Below are 19,675 nucleotides of genomic sequence, written 5' to 3' on the forward strand. Positions count from 1 at the left end.
GAGCACTCAGGCCAGAAGCGCCGAGAGCGCGGTGTCGATATCGGCAGGCGTGTTGACGGTAATGCCGGTGACTGACTTGTCGATCCGGCGGGCAAGCCCGGTGAGAACCTTGCCGGAGCCCACTTCATAAAGTGTCGCGACGTTGTTGGCGGCGAACCATTCCACCGTCTCGCGCCAGCGAACCTGGCCGGTGACCTGCTCGACGAGAAGACGCGCGATCTCGGTCGCGTCGCTGACCGGAGCGGCCAGGACGTTGGCGATGACAGGCACGGACGGATTGTGCTTCTCGACCTTGGCGAGCGCCTCGCGCATCGCCTCGGCCGCCGGCGCCATCAGGCTCGAATGGAAGGGAGCGGAAACCGGCAGCATCAGGGCGCGCTTGGCGCCTTTTTCCGAGGCTAATGCGGCGGCCTTTTCGACAGCTGCCTTCTCGCCGGAGATCACCAGCTGGCCGCCACCATTGTCGTTGGCAATCTGGCAAGAGCCGAGCGCCGAGGCTTCGCGACAGATGGCATCGACATCCGCATGCTCAAGACCGATGATGGCCGCCATCGCGCCCTTGCCGACGGGTACGGCCGCCTGCATCGCGTTGCCACGGATGCGCAGCAGGCGCGCGGTGTCGGCAATCGAGAAGGTTCCGGCGGCACAGAGCGCCGAGTATTCGCCGAGCGAATGACCGGCCACGAACGAGACCTTGCTCTTGAGGTCGAGACCCTTGGCTTCAAGCACCCGGATCACCGCCATCGATACGGCCATCAGCGCCGGCTGGGCGTTGGCCGTCAGTGTCAGCCTTTCCTCGGGGCCGTTCCACATGGTTTCGGAGAGTTTCTCGCCGAGCGCCTCGTCGACTTCGGCAAACACTGCCGCTGCTTCCGGAAACGCGTCCGCCAGATCCTTGCCCATGCCGACAGCCTGGCTGCCCTGGCCCGGGAACGTGAATGCAATACTCATGGGATTGTCCCTTCCCTAGTTTTCCTCTCCATTCACATTCCTGAACGGCGAGTCAAGCGCGCAGGCCCGGCTTTGCGGGCTTCGCACGGCCTTTTGCCCTTGATCTTCGCCAATCAAGGCGTAAGTTTGCCGCGCATCGCCGCCCTGCCCGATCGACCGTCCCCTGGGCTTGCGGCCTTCACCCAATTCTGCCGCGGGCACCCCTTTCCTCCCGGGTCGAGGCTCGCTTTTCACAAGGACCATCACTGCATGCGTTACAACACGCTTGGCCGAACCGGCATCAAGGTTTCCGAAATCTGCCTCGGCACAATGACCTGGGGCTCCCAGAACTCCGAGACCGAGGCGCACGAACAACTCGACTATGCGTTCGACAAGGGCGTGAACTTCATCGACACCGCCGAACTCTACCCGACGACCCCGCTTTCCGCCGAAACCTACGGCAATACCGAGCGCATCATCGGCGAGTGGCTGTCGAAGCGTGGCCGTCGCGACGACGTCGTTGTCGCCACCAAGGTCGCCGGCTCCGGCCGTCCCTACATCCGCAACGGCGGCCCGATCACCCCGGAAGGCATCGGCGAGGCGGTCGACGCCAGCCTCAAGCGGCTGAAGACGGATTACATCGACCTCTACCAGATTCATTGGCCGAACCGCGGCCATTATCATTTCCGCAATGCCTGGTCCTATGAGCCCGCCAAGCAGGACAAGGCCCATGTCGCCGCCGACCTGAAGGCTATGCTCGAAAAACTCGGCGAAGTGGTGAAGGCGGGCAAGGTCCGCGCGATCGGCCTTTCGAACGACACCGCCTGGGGCACGATGAAGATGATCGACATGGCGGAACGGCACGACCTGCCGCGTGTCGCCTCGATCCAGAACGAATACAATCTTCTCTACCGAGCCTACGACCTCGACCTTGCCGAACTCTCGCATCACGAAGACGTCGGGCTCCTCGCCTATTCGCCGCTTGCCGCCGGTCTGTTGACCGGCAAGTATCTTGACGGCGCCAGGCCGGCGGGGTCGCGCCTTGCGATCAACGGCGATCTCGGCGGCCGCTTCACGCCACACCAGGAACCGGCCGTCGCCGGTTACGTGGCACTTGCCCGCGAACACCGGATCGACCCGTCACAGCTGGCGATCGCCTTCTGCCTCGCCCGCCCGTTCATGGCCTCCGTCATCATCGGCGCAACCTCGATGGAGCAGTTGAAGACGGATCTTGGCGCCGTGGGAATGACGCTGCCTCAGGACGTCATGAACGGCATTCGCCGCCTGCACCGGCTCTACCCCATGCCGATCTGAGCGCGATACAGCAAATGGCCGTGCCCCGGACGAAAGCGGAATTGCTCAGCGCCACCGAGACGGAGTTCGCCAAGCTCGAACGCGAACTCGATGGCATTCCGCCGGAGCGATTCGCCGAGGCATCGCTCGATGGACACGCCAAGGGCACGATGATGAGCGTCGGCGACCTCGTCGCCTACCTCACCGGCTGGGGCGAACTGGTGATCAAATGGATCGAACGGGACGAACAAGGTCTGCCGGTCGACTTTCCGGAGACGGGATACAAGTGGAACGAACTCGGCCGGCTCGCGCAGAAATTCTATAGCGACTGCCGAGCGCTGCCGCCTGCGGAACGCCTGTCGCGCCTCGCCGCCAGCAAGGCGGCATTGATCACCATGATCGAGGCGCGTGACGACCAGACCCTCTACGGGCAGGCGTGGTACGGCAAATGGCCGCTTGGCCGGATGATCCAGTTCAACACCGCCTCTCCCTATGCCAATGCCCACGGACGCTTGCGCAAGTGGAAGAAGGGCAAAGGAGGCACCTAGAAGGCAAAGCGGGGCAAAAACACCGTGCAAGCCTTGCCTTCCGCTGAAAAATGCGTATAAGCGCGCTGTTCGAAATGCCCGGTCTTCTGGCTGGTGGCTGAACGGAGGGCCGGCTTCCTCGAGGGGAGCCGTTAGGATTGCAAGTCTTTCCGGCCTCCCGTGTCTCCGCTCTCGACCGTCTCGATACAACACTTTCTTGCCGGCTGCCTGTCAGCCACTAAGAACAGTCGTTGAGGCTTAGCCGCCGATGTCCGGGCTGATTAACGCAAGAAAGGTAAGCCACAATGGCTCTTTATGAACACGTATTCCTGGCCCGCCAGGACATCACGCCGCAGCAGGTCGACGGTCTCGTCGAGCAGTACAAGGGCGTACTCGAAGCAAACGGCGGCAAGGTCGGTCGCGTCGAGAACTGGGGCCTCAAGTCCCTCACCTACCGCATCAAGAAGAACCGCAAGGCTCACTACGTTCTCATGGACATCGATGCTCCGGCAGCTGCTGTCCACGAAATCGAGCGCCAGATGCGCATCAACGAAGACGTCCTGCGCTACATGACGATCGCCGTCGAGAAGCACGAAGAAGGCCCGTCTGCCATGATGCAGAAGCGCGACCGCGACGACCGTCCGCGCCGCGATGGCGACCGTCCGGAGCGTGGCTTCGGCGACCGTGGTCCGCGTCCGGACCGTGGCGACCGCGAAGACCGCCCGCGTCGTCCGCGCGAAGACCGCGCGTAATCAAGAAGCTTTAGGAGATTAAAGACAATGGCTGAAGTTTCTTCCGCTCCGGTTCGTCGCCCGTTCCACCGTCGCCGCAAGACCTGCCCCTTCTCGGGCGCAAACGCTCCGCGGATCGACTACAAGGACATCCGTCTTCTGCAGCGCTACATTTCCGAGCGCGGCAAGATCGTTCCTTCCCGCATCACGGCCGTTTCCCAGAAGAAGCAGCGCGAACTCGCCCAGGCGATCAAGCGCGCCCGCTTCCTCGGCCTGCTGCCCTACGTCGTTTCGTAACAACGGCTGACCTTCCGTTGGTCGCCTGACTCAACGGAAACCGACTCTGGGGCAAGGCGCGCTCTTTACGTGATCGCCTTGCCCTCTCCCTTCCGCGTTGGGCGCGGATCGGAACTGGCGTGGAAACACGCAGAAATCCCATGTTGGGGCTGGCCCTAGCCATCCCCTAACTGCACGAAGCAGGACAGCGAACGTGAAGAACTTGAACAAGACATCGCTGCTGACCGGCGTTCTCGCCGGCTTTACCGCTGCCCTCCTATCGATGGGCGCGAATACGCAGTCGTCGCTTGCGATCGTTCTCTATGCCGCTTCGGCGCTCCCCATTCTCATTGCCGGCCTCGGCTGGGGCAATGCGGCCGCAATTACCGCTATCGCCAGCGCAGGCATCACTGCTGCCGGTCTGGTCTCGCCCTATTTCGCGCTGCTGATCCTCGTCGTGACGCTGATCCCCGCCGGCTGGCTCAGCCATCTCGCCAATCTGGCACGCCCGGCCACCGAACTCGGCGGCCCGGACGGGGCGCTTGCCTGGTACCCGCTTTCCGACATTCTCAGCCACCTCGCCGGTCTGGTGACCGCGGGCATGATCATCGTCGGCTTCATCGTCGGATATGATTCTGATGTGTCCGACCGCATGGTCGACATCGTCATCCAGGCGGTGAAGGCACAGGAGCCACTCTACAACCCGGACGCCGCAGCAATTGCCCAGATCAAGTCGATCTTCACGCTCGCACTTCCCCTCGTCCAGGGTGCCGTCTGGGTGGTGATGCTGTTTTCCGCCTATTATGTCGCCACCCGCATCGTGCAGATGTCGGGCCGGTCGCTGCGTCCGCGCGAGGACATTCCCTCGACGCTGCGCATGCACCGCAACGCGATCTTCATCTTTCTCGGCGGCCTGGTCCTGACCTTTGTGGGCGGCGCCCCGGCCACCATCGGCGCGCTGGTCTGTGGAACCTTCGGTGCAGGCTTCCTGCTCGCCGGCTTCGCATCTTTCCATTTCCGCACGCGCGGCAAGTCCTGGCGGCTTCCCGTTCTGTGGATCGCATACCTGTCGGTGCTCGTGTTCACGATCCCGGCAATCTTCTTCCTTCTCACGGGCCTGACAGATACGCGACGCACCATCGCGGTCACGCCGGTGGAAAAAAACTGACCAACGAAACCTGAACTCTGAAAGGAAACGAACATGCAAGTCATTCTTCTCGAACGCATCGCAAAGCTCGGCCAGATGGGCGAAACCGTAAAGGTTCGCGACGGCTTCGCACGCAACTACCTGCTGCCGCTCGGCAAGGCACTGCGCGCCAACGCTGCCAACAAGGCCCGTTTCGAAGCTGAGCGCTCGACGCTCGAAGCCCGTAACCTCGAGCGCAAGTCGGAAGCCCAGAAGGTTGCCGAGAAGCTCGACGGCAAGTCCTTCATCATCGTGCGTTCGGCTGGCGAAACCGGCCAGCTCTACGGTTCGGTTGCCGCTCGCGACATCATCGACGTCCTGGCTGCCGAAGGCTTCAACATTGGCCGCAACCAGGTCGACCTGAACCACCCGATCAAGTCGATCGGCCTGCACAACGTCACGCTGCACCTGCATTCGGAAGTCGAAATCGCAGTTGAAGTCAACGTTGCCCGTTCGGCTGAAGAAGCTGAGCGCCAGTCGAAGGGCGAGAGCCTGACCTCGGCCGACGCCATCTACGGCGTTGACGAAGACGCCCTGAAGCCGGAAGACTTCTTCAACCCGGAAGCCGAATTCGAAGGCGAAGAAGAATAAGCCTTACTGACCATTCTGAATGCGAAAGCCCGGATCACGCGATCCGGGCTTTTTCTTTGCCATCGCTTTGGCTTCAGCTGTGGGCAAGCTCTGCCACCGGCGCGGCATCCTTATCCACACGCACGACGACCGACAGACCGGGCGACAACAGATCTGCAAGCGGCTGGCCGGGATCGACGGCGATCCGGACGCCGACGCGCTGGGCGACCTTGGTGAAATTGCCGGTGGCGTTATCAGGGCGGATGATGCTGAACTCGGAGCCGGCGGCCGGCGAGAGGCGCTCGATGTGCCCGGTCAACATGCCCTTTTGCAGTGCGTCAACCGAAATGGTCACCGGCTGCCCGGCCTTCATGCCGTCGAGCTGCGTTTCCTTGAAGTTCGCCAGCACCCAAACTTCATGCGGCACGACGAAGAGCAATTGCGAGCCGGCAGTGACGTATTGGCCGAGGCGCGCCCCGATCTCGCCGAGCTTGCCATCGCGGGGAGCGACGATACGGGTGTTCTCCAGATCGATCCGCGCCAGTTCGACGGCAGCCTCGGCGCCGGCAACGGCTGCCTGCAGACCGGCGCGCGCGCCAAGCGTGGTGGCCAGTGCCTGGCGCGAAACCTCCAACCCCGCCTCGGCCTGGCTGACGGCGGCTTCTGCCTGCTCGAATGCTGCGCGCGACTGATCGGCGTCGCTGCGCGTCGCGATGCCCTTTTCCGCCAGCGGCCGGATCCTGTCCCAGGAAGCACTGGCCCTGTTGAACGCCGCCTTTGCACTGTCCAGCTGCGCTTCACTGGCAGCAATGCCCGCCTTGGCGGACAATTCCTGCCGACGCGAATTGGCGAGCGACGCCTTCTGGGCGGCAAGTGTGGCCTCCGCCTGGGCCAGCTTCTGGGCGTAGATGCGGTCGTCGATCCTGACGAGCAACTGCCCGGCCTTGACCTCCTCGTAGTCGTGCACCGGAACCTCGGCGACATAACCGGAGAGCTGCGGGCTCATGATCGTCAGGTAACCCCTGACATAGGCGTTTTCCGTGATCTCCACGGAACTGTGGAACGGCGGCAGTCGCCAGGCATAGAGAACCAGGGTCAGGCCCAAGAGGCCGGCGAGCAACACGATGATCGTGGTCGGTGAGCGCAAGAATTTCAGCATGGTCATCAACTCTGTTCGTCAAGAGGACAAGGCGGTTGCGGGAGGCGCCATGCGCGCCGCAATCCGCTTGTAAAGGATATGCGCCAGCAGGCCGGCGAGCGCGCAAAGCGCGATGACTGACGCCAGCAGAAAGGCATCGTTGTAGGCGAGAATGTTCGCCTCGCGGATCACCTGCTGCCCCAGCAGCGCGACGCCCTCGCCGTTCAGCAAGGCCCTGTCGCCGATCACCCGGCCATAGCTTGCCGCCAGTTGGCTGATGCGCTGGGCGATGAGCGGGTTGGACATCACGATCTGCTCGGACAGAACATTGGAGTGAAACTTCTCACGCAGGGTGACGAAGCTGCCGAAGGCCGCGGTGCCGATCAGGCCACCGATGCTCTGGGTAAAGAGAAAGATGACGATGAAGTTGAGAATGTAGCTCGGCCCCTTCATCAGCGCCGCCTTGAAGCCGCTGGCCATGGCCGGCGGCAGGAACAGGGCGGTTCCCGCGGCGATCATGGCCTGGCTGATATACATCTGCTCGGGTCGCGTCAGATTGGTCGCCTGGCTGTCGATATAGGCACCGCCAGCCAGGAGGCTGAGCGCCAGAACGTGCACGAACTCGGCGTGATCCGGCCTCATCAGCGCGGCGCACAGGCTGCCGCCGGCGATCGATGCGCCAAGAATGATCCAATAAAGCGTCCCGACCTGCTCGAACTGAAGTCCAAGCAACTGATAGAAGTTTGCCGCGATCGCCGACTGTTCGGAGGCGACCAGGCGAAAGACCAGCAGCACCGCGGTAAAGTGCAGAATTTCCTTCGAGGCAAGCCAGCGAACGTCGATCAGCGGCAGTTCGCGATTAAGCTCGATCAGCACCACGCTGGTCAAGGCCACTATCGCGACGGCCAGAAGCACGCCCAGCCACGGCGCCTCGAACCACCAGTGGAGCCGGCCCATGGTCAGCACGATGGCGATGCAGCCAAAGCCGACAGCCACCAGCAGGTAGCTCAGGATATCGGTGCGCTGGATCACCTTGGCGTGCGGCACCGGCGTCAGCGGCAGCAGGTAGATGATCGGCAGCGCCATCAGCGCCAGAGCCATCTCGAGCGTATAGAGCCCATGCCATTGGCCGTATTCGATCAGCTTCGGCGAAATCAGCCGGGTGATCGGCGCCGAGATGGTCGTGCATGTCAGCGCCAGGGCAAGCCCGACCGTCAGCTTGCGCGCCGGCGGGAAGGCCTCCAGCATATAGAGAAAACCGAGCGTCGACATCGGAGCCGCCGCGATGCCGCTGATGAAGCGAACGACGATCGCCGACTGCAGATCGGAAACGAAGAGGTTCATCAACGAAACGATCACGAAGCCGACGATACCGATTTCGGCAAACCGGCGCAGTCCGTATTGCGCGCGGATTTTGACGAGCGCGATCGAGAGCGAGACATTCGGCGCCATATAGGCGGCCGAGAGCCAGGCTGCCTCCGTAGAGGTCGCAGAAAGCGAGCCCTGAAGCTGCGTGAGATTGGCCAGCGCCAGGTTCATGCCGAGCCCCTGGGTCAGGAACAGCAACGCCGAGCAGACCACGTAGGTCGCCGACCTGGCAGCGCTCATCGACTGCGGCGCGGGCGCCGTCGCCGCCTGGCGTTGTGCGGGCTCGTCTGCGGGCACCTCGGCCTCGTCTTCGACAAGGGCGGTCCTGTTGTCGTTTGCTGCAGCGCTTGCGGCGGCACTCATCGACATCATTCCTTCGCGAGCGATTGGACGTTGTCGGCGATGGTGCGAACGACCTTCAGGGCGGCCGCGACTTCCTCGGCGTCGACGCCCTGCAGCACTTCTGCCCGGATCTCATCGGCAAGCTTCAGGATCTCGTCGGCAATGGTTCGTCCAAGCTCGGTCATGTGGATCTGTTTGGCCCTGCGGTCCGACACCTCGACCCGACGCTCGATGAAACCCTGCTTTTCCATGCCATCCAGCAGCCGGACGATCGTCGGCGTTTCGATGTCGAGTTCGTCGGCCAGTTCGCGCTGGTTCAAGCCGTCCTTCTTGGTCAGGGCAAACAGCGCCCTCGCCCGCGCCAAGGTCAGGCCGCGCTCCTTTGCGCGGGCATCGAAGACAGCCCGCAGCTTGCGATTGACCATCGACAGGGCGTCGAACAATTCGCGATTGACGATGGGCTGATACATAGTACCTTTTCCATATTAGTAGCATGCTAATTATTTTGTTCCTACCTAATCTATCCGGTGGAAATTTTCAAGACGCAGTTTTGAGCGGGGCGGCAAACGGCGCTAGAATTGCCGCAACCGCGGGTCGCAGCGATTCGCAGCGTCAATGTCGTTTTGCATGCGGACGTTATTTTTCGCGCTTTCGCGGCGTCAGCCTGTGGATCAGTCGAACAACGGGCAAAGGCAATGGGCCGTGCCACATGGCCAGCGACTGTGGCACTGCTGCACTTGACCCGCAAAGACGCAGACATCAAACCGGGTGCACACCAGAAAAGGCAGAGACCAACGACCATGAACGACGCAGCGCGAAAGCTCGCCCCTATCGGCAAGGACCAGTCGGACCAGCACTATCGCGAGGCGCCGAACAACCTTGAAGCCGAACAGGCGCTGCTTGGCGCTATCCTCGTCAACAACGACGCTTTCTATCGAGTCTCGGACTTCCTGAAGCCGGTCCACCTGTTTGAACCCCTGCATCGCCGCATCTACGAGGTTGCCGGCGACATCATCCGCATGGGCAAGACCGCCAACCCGGTGACGATCAAGACCTTTCTGAAAGCCGATGAAAAGGTCGGCGACCTGACGGTCGCACAATATCTCGCGCGCCTTGCCGCCGGCGCCGTCTCGATCATCAACGCGGAAGACTACGGCCGCGCAATCTACGACCTGGCGCTGCGCCGTTCGCTGATCACAATCGGCGAGGACATGGTCAACATCGCCTTTGACGCACCGCTCGACATGCCGCCGCAGGGCCAGATCGAGGATGCAGAACGGCGCCTGTTCGAACTCGCCGAAACCGGCCGCTACGACGGCGGCTTCCAGTCCTTCAACGACGCGGTAGCGCTTGCCATCGACATGGCTGGCGCTGCGTTCGAACGCGACGGCAGCCTGTCGGGTATTTCAACCGGCATCCTGTCGCTTGACGCCCGCATGGGCGGCCTGCAGCGCTCGGACTTGATCGTGCTTGCGGGACGCCCCGGCATGGGCAAAACCTCGCTTGCCACCAACATCGCCTACAACATCGCGGCCGCCTACGACCCGGAGGTTCAGGCGGATGGTTCGTTCAAGGCCAAGAATGGCGGCGTCGTCGGCTTCTACTCGCTCGAAATGTCGTCCGAGCAGCTCGCCACGCGTATCATTTCCGAGCAGACCGAAGTCTCCTCCTCGAAGATCCGCCGCGGCGACATCTCCGAAGCCGACTTCGAAAAGCTGGTCGCCTGCTCACAGATGATGCAGAAAGTGCCGCTGTTCATCGACCAGACCGGTGGCATCTCGATTGCCCAGCTTTCAGCCCGTGCGCGCCGCCTCAAGCGCCAGCGCGGCCTCGATTGCCTGGTCGTCGACTATATTCAGCTGATGACCGGCTCGGGCAAGTCGAGCGACAACCGCGTGCAGGAAATCACCCAGATTACCACCGGCCTGAAGGCGCTCGGCAAGGAACTGAACGTGCCGATCATCGCGCTGTCGCAGCTCTCCCGTCAGGTGGAAAGCCGCGAAGACAAGCGCCCTCAGCTTTCCGACCTTCGTGAATCGGGCTCGATCGAGCAGGACGCCGACGTCGTGCTCTTCGTGTTCCGTGAGGAATACTATGTGAAGAACCTCGAGCCCCGCGACGAGTTCGATCCGAAGTATGACGAGTGGAAGATGAAGATGGAGCAGGTAAAGGGCACGGCCGATGTGATCATCGCCAAGCAGCGTCACGGACCGACCGGCACCGTCAAGCTCGCCTTCCAGTCGGAATTCACCCGCTTTACCGATCTGGCCGACCCGTCGTTCACCCAATACGAAGAACACTGAGAAAGTCCGGGGGCGTTTTATGCCCCCAGCGCCATTCTGAGGATGGCCACGGTGACAACGCCGGCAGCCACCGCGGCGAGCAATGGCAACCGCATGGCGACGAGCGCTGTTATCACCGCGGCAATCGTTTCCGCCGGCCCGGTGACCAAAGCCGTCGGCGCGATCACCGCCATCAACACGGCCGGCGGGATCGCCTCCAGGGCTCGCCGCTGCGTCTCTCCGATCGTCACGAACCGAATGAGCACCAGCCCACCCATGCGGGTGGCGATGGTCGCGATTGCCATCGCGGCGATGGCGAGAAGCGTGTTTGGATCGACCGTCATGCGTGCGCCTCCTGGCTGCGGCCGGCAAGAAGCGCAACGACAACCCCAGCGGCAGCGCCTGCAGCGATGTACCAGACACCCGGCAGAAGCTGATGCGTCAGCACGGCGGCCGCGGCACTTGCGGCCAGCACCGCTCCCGTCCCGCGGCCCTTCCAGAAGCCCATCACCAGAACGATGAAAACCGCCGGAAAGGCGAAGTCGAGCCCCGTCACCTTCGGATCACCAAGGAAGGCGCCCAGCAAGGCGCCGGCAAGGCTTGTCGTCACCCAGACGAGATAGAAGGGCACCGCGATGCCTGCGAACCAGGCCGGCGTCAGCTTGCCCTCTTTCGCGCGCATCTCCGCCATCGCCCATATCTCATCGGCAAGCAGCAGCATCGAGGCGTATTTCGCCGGTCCGGAGAACCCTTGAAGCTTGGCTCCGAGCGACGCACTCATCAGCACATGCCTGACATTGACGAGCAAGGCGGAGAAGGCGAGCGCCGCCCAGGAAGCCGGATGCGTCCAGATGTCCATGGCGACGAATTGCGAGCCGCCTGCGAAAACCAGCGCACTCATCAACGTCACCTCCGCGCCCGAAAGCCCCTTGCCGGCGGCAACGGCGCCGAAGACGAGCCCGATCGGCATGACCGCCACGATCAGAGGCGCCATCGCCATGGCCCCAGCTCGAAAATCCCGGATCAATTCCGTGTCGCTCAATGTTCCTGCCTCCCGGTCGATAACGAACGGCCCACATCTAAGCCCAGCTGGGCACGGCGTATTGAACGAAAGTGATCAACCGGCGCGGAAGGCGCCGGGCGTGACGCCGGTTCTGGCCTTGAAGTGCCGGCTGAAATGCGCCTGATCGGCAAAACCGCATTGATAGGCCGTATCGACGGCCGACCAGCCGTGCCGCAGCAGCGTCTTTGCCGCCCGCACGCGCTTGTCGGTCAGGAAGGCATGCGGCGTGATGTGAAATTGCCGCCGGAAGGCCCGGATCAGATGAGCCCGGCTGAGGCCCGCAACCCTCGCCAGTTCCTCCAGGCCGATGTCCTGCGCGTAGTTCTCTGTCAGATAATCGCGCGCCCGCTGCACCGCCGAGTGTTCCTTCGTTTCGACCGGCACGATGATCGTGCTGCCGTGCCGCTCGAACATGGTGGCCAGCACACCGAACATGCGTTCCTCGGCTTCGAGCGCGCCGGTCGCATGCTCCAGCGCCTTGTGCGCGTGATAGAAGGACTGGGCCAGATCCGGATCACGCAGCATGCGCCTGGAAAAGGACGGCGTCCCCTTGAACGGTCGCCCGGTGACATCCTCAAGGATGTTCACCAGCAGTTCGGTGCTGGGATAGACCATGCGATAGCGGTAGCCGCTGCCGCCGGGGTGACCATCGTGGATCTCGTCGGGATTGATGAGGTAGAAGTCGCCGGGGCCTGCTTGCGACCGTTCGCCCCTGATCTTGCTGATCTGCGAGCCGGCCTCGATCGCGCCGATGCTGAAAGTGTCGTGCGCGTGCGGCGCAAACTCGTGCGTGATGAAGGTGGCTGTCAGGCATTCCATGCCATCGAACCGGGGATCCCGCCAGAATCGGGTCCGCTCCGCGCCTTCCAGCGGCATGGCATCGATGGCCTGTTCCTGCGAAATCGTGTGCATGCGTCGATCCTAGCGTCAGCAACGACAAGCGTCTTGCACAAAAGTGCTCTTCGCCCGTCCGGTCCAACCGAATGCCGCGATGCGGCAGCTGGGCATTTGCGGGCAGGTGCAGTTGCCTGTATTGCTCTTTGATCGTCCACGCAGAGTGCCAGGCATGCTCAGTCCAGAATTCCTCTCCGCCTCCAACCGGCTCACGATCGACCTCAACGCATTGGCAGACAATTGGCGCTCGATGAATGCCCGCTCGGGCAAGGCCCGCGCCGCTGCGGTGCTGAAGGCCGATGCCTACGGCCTCGGCATCGACGAGGCAGCACCAGCACTTTATGCCGCCGGCGCCCGCGACTTCTTCGTCGCCAACGCAGAGGAAGGTGCCGATCTGCGGCCGCTGGTGCCCGAAGGCCGGATCTACATTCTGGCCGGCATGTGGCCCGGCAATGAGGCGCTGTTCTTCGACAACGATCTGGTGCCGGTGATCAACTCGGAGGAGCAGCTCGCCGTTTTCATGGCGGCGCTGTCCGAGCGCGGCGACCATCCTTGCGTGCTGCATGTCGATACCGGCATGAACCGCCTGGGGCTTTCGGTCGAGGAAGCCGTCGCTCTTGCCAATGATCCGGCGCGCCCTGCGAGCTTTTCGCCCGTCCTGATCATGAGCCACCTCGCCTGCGCCGACGACCCGGGCAACCCGCTCAATGGTTATCAGCTCCGGCGCTTTCGCGAAGCCACCGCCGCATTCGAAGGCGTTGATGCCAGCCTGGCAAACTCCGGCGGCGTGTTCCTGGGCAACGACTACCATTTCAACCTGACGCGTCCCGGTATCGCCGTTTATGGCGGCGAAGCGGTCAATGACGTCGCCAATCCGATGAAGCCGGTGGTGACGGCCGAAGCCCGCATCATTCAGGTGCGCAACGTCGCGTCCGGCGGTCATGCAAGCTACGGAGCGTCGGCCCGCTTCAACCGCGACAGCCGCATTGCCACGGTCGCCGTCGGTTATGCCGACGGTTATCACCGGTCCGTCTCGGGCGGTGGCGTGACCCTGCGGCAGGCAACGCCTTCGGGCGCATTCGGCTTTCTGCATGGCCAGAAGGTGCCGCATGTCGGCCGGGTGACGATGGACCTCAGCCTCTTCGACGTCACCGACCTTCCGGAAAATGCCGTGCGCCCCGGCGACTATATCGAGCTTTTCGGTCGGCATATCGCCGTGGACGACGTGGCGCGTGCCGGCGGCACGATCGGCTATGAGATGCTGACGAGCCTCGGCCACCGCTACGAACGCCATTATGTCGGCGCCGTCTGAGGCGGCTATCGAAGCGATACTTTACAGTCCGTTGCCGAAAATCACCTTTTGTTCCGCGTTTCGCGGCATTATGTGAAGGCAAAAGTGATTCTCCGATCACCAGCCGTGTCGCCTGATGCGACCCGCTGAAGTCCCGGCACTGTGAAAGTCGTATCCGATGGCGAAAGCCCGCACACAATTCGTCTGCCAGAACTGCGGCACGATTCATACCCGCTGGGCCGGCAAGTGCGAGGGCTGCGGCGAGTGGAACACGATCATCGAGGACGACCCGACCGCCGGCATCGGCGGCGGTCCCTCCCGCGCGCCGAAGAAGGGGCGCCCGGTTGCCCTGACCACGCTTTCCGGTGAAATCGAGGACGCTCCGCGCATTCAGACCGGGATATCCGAGCTCGACCGCGCCACCGGAGGCGGTTTTGTTCGTGGCTCCGCCTTGCTCATCGGCGGCGACCCCGGCATCGGCAAATCGACGGTGCTGATGCAGGCGGCAGCGGCACTTGCCCGGCAGAAGCACCGCGTCATCTACGTCTCGGGCGAAGAGGCGGTGGCCCAGGTGCGACTGCGCGCCCAGCGGCTCGGTGCTGCCGACAGCGACGTGCTGCTCGCAGCCGAAACCAATGTCGAGGATATCCTGGCAACGCTTGCCGAGGGCAAGCGCCCCGACCTCGTCATCATCGACTCGATCCAGACGCTTTGGAGCGACATCGTCGATTCGGCGCCTGGCACGGTCACGCAGGTGCGGACCGGCGTGCAGGCGATGATCCGCTTCGCCAAGCAGACGGGAACCGCCGTCGTGCTCGTCGGCCACGTCACCAAGGAAGGCCAGATCGCCGGCCCCCGTGTCGTCGAGCACATGGTCGATGCCGTGCTCTACTTCGAAGGCGACCGCGGCCACCACTACCGCATCTTGCGAACGGTGAAGAACCGCTTCGGGCCGACGGACGAGATCGGCGTTTTCGAGATGTCGGACAGGGGGCTGCGCGAGGTCGCCAACCCATCGGAGCTGTTCCTCGGCGAGCGCAACGAGAAATCGCCCGGTGCCGCGGTCTTTGCCGGCATGGAGGGAACGCGACCGATCCTGGTCGAGGTGCAGGCGCTGGTGGCGCCAACCTCGCTCGGTACGCCGCGCCGCGCCATCGTCGGCTGGGACAGTGCCCGCCTCTCCATGATCCTGGCGGTGCTTGAAGCCCATTGCGGCGTGCGCCTCGGACAGCACGACGTCTACCTCAACATCGCCGGCGGCTACCGGATTTCGGAGCCTGCCGCCGACTTGGCTGTGGCTTCCGCACTGGTTTCGTCGCTTGCCGGGCTTGCCCTTCCGGCTGATTGCGTCTATTTCGGCGAAGTCAGCTTGTCGGGCGCCATCCGGCCGGTTGCGCATACCGCTCAACGCCTCAAGGAAGCCGAGAAACTCGGTTTCTCACAGGCTGTTCTGCCATCCGCCTCGACCGAATTGCCGAAGAGCGGCAATGGCCGGTGGAGCGAGTTGGAAAGCTTGCCGGATCTGGTGGCGCGCATCGCGGGATCGCGAAACGCCCTGAGGCCGGCAGAGGACGCAGATTGAAGATGCGGGTGCTGCAAGCGGCTCCACGAGACGCCTTGTGAGCAGGCTCATGACAATGCCCTGAACATCAGGCAGGGCCGATGACGGATAGGCTTGAGGAGACCCGGACGAACCGGGTTCGGAGTAAGGACAAAATGCCCATTACAATTCTCGACGGTATCGTTCTCGGCGTCGCACTGTTTTCAGCAATCCTGGCAATGGTCCGAGGCTTCTCACGCGAGGTTCTGTCGGTTGCCAGCTGGATCGGCGCAGCGGCAGCGGCCTACTTCCTCTATCCGCACCTCCTGCCCTATGCCAAGCAGTACACCAGCAGCGACACGGTCGCGCTGATCGGCTCGGCCGCAGTGGTCTTCCTGGTCGCGCTGATCATCATTTCCTTCATCACCATGCGCATCGCCGATTTCATCATCGACAGCCGCATCGGCGCGCTTGACCGCACGCTCGGCTTTCTCTTCGGTGCCGCACGCGGCATCCTGCTCGTGGTCGTCGCCATGCTGTTCTTCAACTGGCTGGTCGCTCCGCAGCAGCAGCCGGGCTGGGTGACGCAGGCGAAGTCCAAGCCGCTTCTCGACAATCTTGGCAACAAGCTGATCGCGCTTTTGCCCGAGGAAGCCGACGCCACCATCCTCGACCGCCTGCGCGGCAAGGATACGACCGGCGAAGGCGAAGGCGAGACCCCGGCCGGCACGCCGGGCCAGGCACCGTCGGGTTCGCCCGACCAGGCGCCGGTTGACGACGCTCCGGCCACCAGCGGTTGAGACATGGAAAAACTGCCGACAAAGCCCGCTGCGCGGGCTTTGTCCTTTTGGGAATAACGCTTGAGTCCGTTTTCAGCTAAGATCGCTTGAAGACGGCGAGCCTGATCACGATATGCGCACCGGCACGGAGCAAAGGCGACTGTGATGACCGATCTGAGATCCACGGAAATCCATGACGAACTCGATGGCGATACCCTGCACGAAGAGTGCGGCGTCTTCGGCATCCTGGGGCACCCGGATGCGGCGGCGCTGACGGCGCTCGGCCTGCATGCGCTCCAGCATCGTGGCCAGGAGGCCGCCGGTATCGTCACCTTCGATGGCAAGCAGTTCTGCACCGAAAAGCGCATGGGCCTCGTCGGCGACCACTACACCGACCCCGCGACGCTGGCGAAGCTCCCGGGCTTCATGTCGATCGGCCACACGCGCTACTCGACGACAGGCGAAGTAGCGCTGCGCAACGTCCAGCCGCTGTTTGCCGAGTTGCATGAAGGCGGCATCGCGATCGCCCATAACGGCAACTTCACCAACGGCCTGACGCTGCGCCGCCAGATCATCACCGATGGTGCCATCTGTCAGTCGACCTCCGATACCGAAGTCGTCCTTCACCTCATCGCCCGCTCGAAGCATGCCTCGACCACCGACCGCTTCGCCGACGCGATCGCGCAGGTCGAAGGCGGCTATTCCATGCTGGCGCTGACCCGCACCAAGCTGATCGCCGCCCGTGACCCGCACGGCATCCGTCCGCTCGTCATGGGCGAACTCGACGGCAAGCCGATCTTCTGCTCGGAAACCTGCGCACTCGACATCATCGGCGCCAAGTTCGTGCGCGACGTCGAGAATGGCGAAATCATCATCTGCGAGATCCAGTCCGACGGCTCGATCTCGATCGACGCCCGCAAGCCGCTCGCCCCGCAGCCGGAGCGGCTCTGCCTGTTCGAATACGTCTATTTCGCCCGTCCGGATTCGGTCGTCGGCGGTCGCAGCATTTATGTCTCGCGCAAGAACATGGGCATCAATCTCGCCAAGGAGTCGCCCGTCGAGGCGGACGTGGTGGTTCCGGTGCCGGACGGCGGTACGCCGGCCGCGCTCGGCTATGCGCAGCAGAGCGGCATTCCCTTCGAATACGGCATCATCCGCAACCACTATGTCGGCCGCACCTTCATCGAGCCGACGCAGCAGATCCGCGCCTTCGGCGTCAAGCTCAAGCACTCCGCCAACCGTGCGATGATCGAAGGCAAGCGGGTCGTGCTCGTCGACGATTCGATCGTGCGCGGCACCACGTCGGTGAAGATCGTGCAGATGATGCGGGACGCGGGCGCGCGCGAAGTGCATGTGCGCGTCGCCAGCCCGATGATCTTCCACCCGGACTTCTACGGCATCGACACGCCGGACCGTGACAAGCTGCTGGCCAACCAGCATGCCGACCTCGCCTCCATGTGCCGCTTCATCGGCGCGGACTCGCTCGAGTTCCTGTCGATCGACGGCCTCTACGAGGCTGTGGGCGGCGTCAAGCGCGATCCCAAGGCGCCGCAGTTCACCGATCACTATTTCACCGGGGACTATCCGACACGCCTTCTCGACCAGGAAGGCGCCAGCAACGTCCGCAAACTCTCGGTTCTCGCCAGCAACGGATAATCAGACAATAAAATGACGATCAATTTGAAAGACCGGGTCGCCGTCGTCACCGGCGCATCGCGCGGTATCGGCTATTTCACGGCCCTCGAACTCGCCAAGGCTGGCGCCCACGTCGTCGCCTGCGCCCGCACCGTCGGCGGCCTCGAAGAATTGGATGACGCCATCAAGGCGGTCGGCGGCTCGGCAACGCTCGTTCCCTTCGATCTCGCCGACATGGCTGCGATCGACAAGCTTGGCGGCGCGATCAACGAACGCTGGGGCAAGCTCGACATCATGGTCGCCAATGCCGGCGTGCTCGGCACCATCTCGCCGATCGGCCATGTCGAGGCCAAGGTGTTCGAGAAGGTGATGAACATCAACGTCAATGCCACCTGGCGCCTGATCCGCACGCTCGAGCCGTTGCTGATCAAGTCCGATGCCGGACGCGCGCTCATTCTTTCCTCGAGCGCTGCGCACAAGTGCAAGCCGTTCTGGGGCCCCTACTCCGCCTCCAAGGCCGCGGTCGAGGCGCTCGCCCGCACCTGGGCCGGCGAGACGCAGCGGCTGCCGCTGCGCATCCTCAGCGTCGATCCGGGCGCAACCCGCACCGCCATGCGCGCCCAGGCCATGCCCGGCGAAGATCCGGAAACCGTGCCGCATCCGGCCGAAGTCGCAGCCCAGTTGCTGCCGCTGGTGGGTCCGGATCAGACCGAGACCGGCAAGCTTTACATCGTTCGCGAAAAGAAGATCGTCGATTATCGCCTGCCGGCGTGACGACGACCACAGAGCTTAAATCAAAAAGGCCACCGTGCTTCCACGGTGGCCTTTGTTATTGCGCTGAAGTTCAGGGTTAAAGCGCGTCGCGATCGTTGGATTCGCTTACCGCACTTTAAGCCCTTGTTTTTGCGCATGTCATTATCGCAAAACCGCTGCGCACTTTTGCGCGACATGCGTCAGTCCTTGTCGCCCGGCAAGCCGTCGCCGCCATCTGCGGGATGGGCCGGCCAGTCGCCGCCATATTTGCGCTGCCAGGAGCGGGCGCCGAACGGCAGCGTGATCAGGTAGCCAAGCGCCGTCACCGCCATCGTCTCCCAGGTATAGGTCATCAGCGTCGCGACATAGAAGACGACCACGAGAATGACCGGCAGGACGAGATCGCGGCGCACGCGGCTGTTTTCCGACTTGCCCGACCAGACCGGCAGACGGCTGACCAGCAGGAAGGCAATCAGCACGGTGTAACCGGATGCGATCAGCGCCATGGTGCGCTCGGGTGCCAAGCCCAGCAGGCCGAGATAGACCGGCAGCAACACCAGCATGGCGCCCGCCGGCGCAGGCACGCCGACGAAATACTCCGACTGCCACGCGGCCTTGGACTGGCGCTCGGCCATGACGTTGAAGCGCGCCAAGCGCAGACCGCAGGCGATCGCGTAGATCAACGCAGCAATCCAGCCGATCGAGCGGGCCTGATCCAGGATGAAGACGTAGAGAACGAGAGCCGGTGCGACACCGAAGTTGATGATATCGGCGAGCGAGTCCATCTGGCCGCCGAAGTTCGACGTCGCCTTCAAGAGGCGGGCGACGCGACCGTCGATAGCGTCGAGAAAGGCCGCAAGCAACACCATGGCAACGGCGAGCTCGATGCGGTTTTCGAAGGCGAGCCGGATGCCGGAGAGACCCGCGCAGATCGCCAGTACGGTGATCATGTTCGGGATCATCAGCCGCAGCGGTATTTCGCGCAGTCGAGGGCCGCGGCCGGTGTCGTTGGAACCATTCGCCTCGCCCGCGACTTTCGGCGGCTCGGCTGGGTTTTCCTGTTGAGGACCTTCCATA

20 protein-coding genes are annotated in these 19,675 nt (G+C 63.2%); 12 read left to right on the forward strand and 8 right to left on the reverse strand.

The annotated features are described in order from the left end of the window. Positions 1–6 precede the first annotated feature (6 nt). Positions 7–951, reverse strand: a complete 945-nt coding sequence (fabD, locus tag BC360_RS10980) for an ACP S-malonyltransferase (RefSeq protein ID WP_065795198.1) — start codon at positions 949–951, stop codon at positions 7–9. Positions 952–1,200: 249 nt separating this feature from the next. Between fabD and BC360_RS10985 the strand changes: the two genes are divergently transcribed. The 6 genes from BC360_RS10985 (at position 1,201) to rplI (ending at position 5,534) form a co-directional block, all read left to right on the forward strand. Beyond that, positions 1,201–2,244, forward strand: coding sequence for an aldo/keto reductase (locus tag BC360_RS10985; RefSeq protein ID WP_065795199.1), 1,044 nt, complete (start codon positions 1,201–1,203; stop codon positions 2,242–2,244). Between the two features lie 14 nt (positions 2,245–2,258). Beyond that, positions 2,259–2,771, forward strand: a complete 513-nt coding sequence (locus BC360_RS10990) for a ClbS/DfsB family four-helix bundle protein (RefSeq protein WP_065795200.1) — start codon at positions 2,259–2,261, stop codon at positions 2,769–2,771. 284 nt (positions 2,772–3,055) lie between these two features. Next, a complete protein-coding gene (gene rpsF, locus BC360_RS10995) occupies positions 3,056–3,502 on the forward strand; it encodes a 30S ribosomal protein S6 (protein ID WP_025426449.1) in 447 nt (148 codons plus the stop codon). A gap of 27 nt (positions 3,503–3,529) precedes the next feature. Next, positions 3,530–3,778: a 30S ribosomal protein S18 gene (rpsR, locus tag BC360_RS11000; RefSeq protein WP_025426448.1), complete on the forward strand. Its 249-nt coding sequence runs from the start codon at positions 3,530–3,532 to the stop codon at positions 3,776–3,778. Positions 3,779–3,971: 193 nt separating this feature from the next. Continuing rightward, entirely contained in the window at positions 3,972–4,925 is a 954-nt protein-coding gene (locus tag BC360_RS11005) for a DUF2232 domain-containing protein (RefSeq protein ID WP_065787256.1), read from the forward strand. A gap of 33 nt (positions 4,926–4,958) precedes the next feature. Then, positions 4,959–5,534 (forward strand): 50S ribosomal protein L9, encoded by a 576-nt coding sequence (rplI, locus tag BC360_RS11010; RefSeq protein WP_065787257.1) that lies wholly within the window; start codon positions 4,959–4,961, stop codon positions 5,532–5,534. 73 nt (positions 5,535–5,607) lie between these two features. Here the strand turns inward: rplI and BC360_RS11015 are convergent, their stop codons facing one another. From BC360_RS11015 to BC360_RS11025, 3 genes are all read right to left on the reverse strand, one after another. After that, positions 5,608–6,672 carry an HlyD family secretion protein gene (locus BC360_RS11015; RefSeq protein ID WP_065795561.1) on the reverse strand — a complete coding sequence of 355 codons (1,065 nt, stop codon included), beginning with the start codon at positions 6,670–6,672 and terminating at the stop codon, positions 5,608–5,610. An 18-nt stretch (positions 6,673–6,690) separates the two neighbouring features. Beyond that, a complete protein-coding gene (locus tag BC360_RS11020; protein WP_139110022.1) occupies positions 6,691–8,259 on the reverse strand; it encodes an MFS transporter in 1,569 nt (522 codons plus the stop codon). Positions 8,260–8,387: 128 nt separating this feature from the next. Then, positions 8,388–8,831, reverse strand: coding sequence for a MarR family winged helix-turn-helix transcriptional regulator (locus BC360_RS11025; protein ID WP_065795201.1), 444 nt, complete (start codon positions 8,829–8,831; stop codon positions 8,388–8,390). Between the two features lie 330 nt (positions 8,832–9,161). Between BC360_RS11025 and BC360_RS11030 the strand changes: the two genes are divergently transcribed. Then, positions 9,162–10,664, forward strand: a complete 1,503-nt coding sequence (locus BC360_RS11030; RefSeq protein ID WP_025426442.1) for a replicative DNA helicase — start codon at positions 9,162–9,164, stop codon at positions 10,662–10,664. Positions 10,665–10,681: 17 nt separating this feature from the next. Here BC360_RS11030 and BC360_RS11035 read toward each other — a convergent pair whose 3' ends face one another. From BC360_RS11035 to BC360_RS11045, 3 genes are all read right to left on the reverse strand, one after another. Continuing rightward, positions 10,682–10,987 (reverse strand): AzlD family protein, encoded by a 306-nt coding sequence (locus BC360_RS11035; protein WP_065795202.1) that lies wholly within the window; start codon positions 10,985–10,987, stop codon positions 10,682–10,684. Continuing rightward, complete coding sequence (locus tag BC360_RS11040; protein WP_065787351.1) at positions 10,984–11,637, reverse strand: AzlC family ABC transporter permease; 654 nt, start codon at positions 11,635–11,637, stop codon at positions 10,984–10,986. Before BC360_RS11040 ends, BC360_RS11035 begins: the two co-directional genes overlap by 4 nt. Before the next feature lie 123 nt (positions 11,638–11,760). Continuing rightward, positions 11,761–12,618, reverse strand: a complete 858-nt coding sequence (locus BC360_RS11045; protein ID WP_065795203.1) for an AraC family transcriptional regulator — start codon at positions 12,616–12,618, stop codon at positions 11,761–11,763. Positions 12,619–12,772: 154 nt separating this feature from the next. Between BC360_RS11045 and alr the strand changes: the two genes are divergently transcribed. From alr to BC360_RS11070, 5 genes are all read left to right on the forward strand, one after another. Next, positions 12,773–13,912 (forward strand): alanine racemase, encoded by a 1,140-nt coding sequence (gene alr / locus BC360_RS11050; RefSeq protein ID WP_065787261.1) that lies wholly within the window; start codon positions 12,773–12,775, stop codon positions 13,910–13,912. A 157-nt stretch (positions 13,913–14,069) separates the two neighbouring features. Continuing rightward, complete coding sequence (gene radA / locus BC360_RS11055; RefSeq protein ID WP_065795204.1) at positions 14,070–15,473, forward strand: DNA repair protein RadA; 1,404 nt, start codon at positions 14,070–14,072, stop codon at positions 15,471–15,473. A 134-nt stretch (positions 15,474–15,607) separates the two neighbouring features. Continuing rightward, positions 15,608–16,231, forward strand: coding sequence for a CvpA family protein (locus BC360_RS11060; protein WP_065787263.1), 624 nt, complete (start codon positions 15,608–15,610; stop codon positions 16,229–16,231). Between the two features lie 144 nt (positions 16,232–16,375). Further along, on the forward strand, positions 16,376–17,866 hold the full coding sequence (purF, locus tag BC360_RS11065) for an amidophosphoribosyltransferase (protein ID WP_065787264.1): 1,491 nt from the start codon (positions 16,376–16,378) through the stop codon (positions 17,864–17,866). 12 nt (positions 17,867–17,878) lie between these two features. Beyond that, the gene (locus tag BC360_RS11070; RefSeq protein WP_065795205.1) at positions 17,879–18,619 is read left to right on the forward strand and encodes an SDR family NAD(P)-dependent oxidoreductase; all 741 of its coding nucleotides are present in this window, start codon (positions 17,879–17,881) and stop codon (positions 18,617–18,619) included. 179 nt (positions 18,620–18,798) lie between these two features. Here BC360_RS11070 and pssA read toward each other — a convergent pair whose 3' ends face one another. Next, complete coding sequence (gene pssA / locus BC360_RS11075; RefSeq protein ID WP_065787266.1) at positions 18,799–19,674, reverse strand: CDP-diacylglycerol--serine O-phosphatidyltransferase; 876 nt, start codon at positions 19,672–19,674, stop codon at positions 18,799–18,801. Position 19,675 lies beyond the last annotated feature (1 nt).

The sequence above is a fragment of the Ensifer sp. LC163 genome (assembly GCF_001695855.1).
GTDB lineage: Bacteria > Pseudomonadota > Alphaproteobacteria > Rhizobiales > Rhizobiaceae > Ensifer.